Origin of the sequence: Methanosphaera sp. (genome assembly GCF_016282985.1) — an archaeon.
Taxonomy (GTDB): Archaea; Methanobacteriota; Methanobacteria; order Methanobacteriales; family Methanobacteriaceae; genus Methanosphaera.
In genome coordinates this window covers 1-4,100 of the sequence record NZ_JAEELZ010000115.1, presented here as the reverse complement: position 1 = coordinate 4,100, position 4,100 = coordinate 1, and the positions used below count along the sequence as shown (strand labels likewise).

At 27.1% G+C, this 4,100-nt stretch carries 4 protein-coding genes; 3 read left to right on the top strand and 1 reads right to left on the bottom strand.

Going from position 1 to position 4,100, the window contains the following annotated elements; genetic code table 11:
• On the top strand, window positions 1-439 hold a 439-nt coding region (locus tag QZZ11_RS07185), incomplete at its 5' end, for a hypothetical protein (RefSeq protein ID WP_292474824.1).
• A 108-nt stretch (window positions 440-547) separates the two neighbouring features.
• Here QZZ11_RS07185 and QZZ11_RS07180 read toward each other — a convergent pair.
• On the bottom strand, window positions 548-1,624 hold the full coding sequence (locus tag QZZ11_RS07180; RefSeq protein WP_292474822.1) for a hypothetical protein: 1,077 nt from the start codon (window positions 1,622-1,624) through the stop codon (window positions 548-550).
• A gap of 128 nt (window positions 1,625-1,752) precedes the next feature.
• On the opposite strand from QZZ11_RS07180, the gene QZZ11_RS07175 reads away from it, so the two are divergent.
• Window positions 1,753-3,582 (top strand): putative PEP-binding protein, encoded by a 1,830-nt coding sequence (locus QZZ11_RS07175; protein ID WP_292474821.1) that lies wholly within the window; start codon window positions 1,753-1,755, stop codon window positions 3,580-3,582.
• A gap of 45 nt (window positions 3,583-3,627) precedes the next feature.
• Window positions 3,628-4,100: alpha/beta hydrolase (locus QZZ11_RS07170; protein ID WP_292474820.1), on the top strand; the 473-nt coding region annotated here is incomplete at its 3' end.

The following is a 4,100-nucleotide window of genomic DNA, read 5'->3' as shown; positions in this document are numbered from 1 at the left end:
TATTAAAATGTTACGTATTGTTCCTGTCGAGGAGACCGGATTTTGGGGCAATAAAAGAGTTGTATCAAAACTTACTAATTGTGATGTTAAAATAGGTGTTTACGCAGTAAAAAAGCCTGATGGCATTTATGAAATGGTAACAGGCATGAAACTTTATCCGATTCCATCAGAAAATCATTTATGTTGTTATGGAATAGATTCAATTGAAGGAATGAGTATAGTTAATTTAACTAATGATTTACAACTTCTTAATACCGATGTTCGTTACAAAAATCAATATATTAATGAATTAAATAAAGCTACCGCGAAAGTTTGGTATGACTATTTTGAAAGAAAAAGAGAAGAGGATGACCAAATACAAGCATCAAGAATTGCTGCGCAACAGCAAGCGGAAGCGTATCAGTATTTAAAATCATACAATCTGCCAAATAATAAGTAAAAAGACTAGACAACTAGTCTTTTCTTGTGTTACAACAGTCAAACAAAGAGGAAAATTTATGGCAGATAAAAAGATAGAAAGAATATAATAAAACTAAGTATTAAATACTTAGTTTTTTTGATACTGAGGATTAGTCTTATGTGATTCATGTAAATATATATTTGTATTTATTGATTTTAAAATATCTTCTTTTGATTTTTTACTTGATAGAGTTATTGCTAGAGAATTTAATCTGTTCATAACTTCAGTATGATCATAATTATCATACATAGGAGCATTTTCTATCCAATTCAAATGATTAAATTTAGTAGCTTCAGTATTTTTAAAATGAAGAGAAATTGGACCCTCCGGAGTATATAATCCAGTAATAAAATCACCATTAAAGTTAGATATTGAATCATTTTTTTCATCATAATGTTTATAAGATGCAAATGCTAATTCAGGGAATGATACTGTAAATAGAGCCATTAATTCAAGAATAAAATTGAAGTAATCTTTTGATGGATGCCACACCATACATAAATCCTTAGAATCAATTATTTTTCTTTTTGTTAAAGCATTTAAAATATCACTTAATTGCTGAGTTAGGTCTTCTTCTAAAACCTTAGGTTTAGCATTTTCCTTGCAAATGTCATTTAACTTTTCCTCTGTTATTTCAATAAGATTTCTATTCTTAGGTTTTTGTGATCCATCTAAATATATAGAATTATTTATTTCATCGATTATCATTTCCTTAGAATAATTATTGGCTGCCATCATCCTAAAAGTACGTATTTTTTGTATTCTTTCTTCGTGTGAGATAGTAGGATTGACACTAATTAAAGGAGCAGTTTCACTAAATGGCAAATGATTAAATTCTTTTAAATACTTCTTTTTAAAATAGAAACTTACTGGTCCCTTTATAGTATAAAACCCGACAACAAAATCACCATCATATACTTTTCTTCCTTCATTTTTATCATGCTCAAGAGATTTAAATGATAATTCAGGATATTGAATAGTACATAATCTTACTAGTCCTCTAAATCTATCTAGTAATTCATTAACGGTATGCCATTTTACTTGTAGTTCTTTATAATTAATTAAATTAAGATCATATAAAACGCTTACTAAAATACCGCACATTTTTGTAAGTTCTTTTGAACTAACTCTTTCCAGTATATTTGTAGAATCTTTTCTTTTCATAACCCATTCCTCACTTAATCACTTATAATATTTTATATGTTATTAAAAGTCAAGAATTACTATATCAAAAAGCCTTGAAAATCGGAATAACTTTATATATAATAAATACTTATCTAGGGAGTGTTATTATGAATTATAGGGAATTCAAGTTCAATAAAGAAGTAGGTAAACTAGTGCAATTTGCCTATGATTTACATAAAAGAAATTTTAATGATAATATACCAGGTGTTGGTTTTTGTAATACTGGAAAAAAATATAAAGATGGTGGAATATGGGGAAAAATTTGGTTTAGTGCTCATGAGACCGTAAACGCTTCGATTATATTATATGTTACGAAAAAGATTGATAAACAAAACAAAATTACTGGCAAGATACATGCGTTTCAAACTACAACTGGAAATGTTAATGTAACAACTACAGCATATGATATTACATTATCCAGATATATTTTATTAGAAGAAGGAAGAACAGATTTAAAATATGATTGTACTTTTTCAAAATTAACAGATGATGAAGAAATAGATGAGTTTATAGATTATATGGAATATTTAGGTTTCATCAGAGAAGATATAATAGATGTTATTAATCATAAGTTAACAGCAAGAGAAGCATATCAACATGTTGCCCCTCAAAAATATAAAGATAGGCAATGGATATGTGATAACGGGAAGTTTTATGAATTTGACAAAACCACCGCAATTAGTGGAGATTATGGAGGAAAGTATATTGACAAGTTTCCATTTCCTTTTGATGAACAACCAATTTTGGACTGTGCTAGGGTAAGTACAAGTAGTATAGTTTTTGGAGATAACAAAAGAAGAATAAAATTAATTAATGTTAACTCAAATCCTAATTCTATTAGAGGAGCAGATTTAAGAGAAGCAATTATTGATGAAGTGATAGATGCATCTAAGGTAGATATTAGGGGAACAAAATTTGGTGAACATAAAATTATAAATCTAGACAAATCATTAAGTAGTTATAATAAAAAAGATGTAGCTCTAGCAGATACAGGCGTTGATTATGGCAAACCAAAAACTAGAATTAAATTACTTAGCGACGCATCAACTTTAGAAACGCTAATAGAAGGGTTAAGTGAAGGCTCAGAAGGAATAGGATTATTTAGAAATGAATTTATTGTTGGAAATGATCAAGAAATATCTCTTAATGTTTTAAAAATTATAGATTCAATAAATCCAGATAAGAATGATTCGACACATCTTAAAATATTTGAGAAGATATATAATAATTGTTGTCGCATGTATTCTCTTGTAGGAGATAAAAATATTGTTTTTAGATTAACTGATTATCATATAGAGGATTTAGCAAGAAAATATGGATATCGTTTAAAAAATAGTTATCGCAGTAGTGATAGAGGTGCAGATTTATTATCTGAATCCAATTTAAAAGAAATATTACATAGTGAAGTAAAAGCAATTATCCACGCTGCAAAATGCCATAAAAAAATTGCTAAGATATTAGTACCATATGTTTGTTATTATATTTCATTTAGTATTCTCAAAGAGGAAATATTGTGTGTTGCTAAAGAAGAGGATTATTTTGATATAGAAATTGGTGCCATGATAGAAGCAAAAGAAGCAGTACCTAAAATTGATAAAATAATAGATGAGGAGCCAGATTTCATTTCTATAGGAACCAACGATTTAACTGAAAGTGTTTTAGGTAAAAAGCGAGATTTTAATGATCCTGATTTTTCTATTTTAAACCAAAAAGTAAAAAAAGCAATGAAAGAAATAGTTAACGTTGTAAAAGCAATGAAAGATATCCCAATTTATATTTGTGGGGAACATGCAAATTATGTTGATAATTTAGAATACTTATTATCTCTAAATATTAATGGAATAACAGTTCATCCTAATATGATTAGAGGATATAATGTCATTTTAAATAATTATTATGAAAACTTAGAAAAAAAAGTATTAATGAAAGAAGACTAGCCAAAACTAGTCTTTTTTATGCTATAATTGTGGTAGGTGATATATATGAAAAATTATTTTATAATACATGGAAGTTTTGTTGATTCCAATACAGATTGGTATCCATGGTTAAGAGATAAATTAATTGAATTAAATCAAGATGTAACTGCACCTAATTTTCCAGTAGGATTAGATATTCAAAAATATGATGCTTGGAAAAATGAGCTTAATAAGTATAAAGACAAAATAAATGAAAATACTGTTTTTATAGCTCATAGTATAGGACCAATATTTATAGTAAAATATGTTATTGAAAATAATATAAAAATTGATAGTCTATATAGTATAAGTGGATTTAACGGTTTAATAAATATTAAAGATTTTGACAAAGTAAATGAATCATTCTTTATGAAAGAGATTAAAGATTTTGATAAGAAATGTAAAAATAGAATTTCATTTTTCTCTGATAACGATCCCTTTGTACCATATGAATTGTTAGAAGATTTCCCAAAAAAAATTAATTCAGAAGTTCATATTAT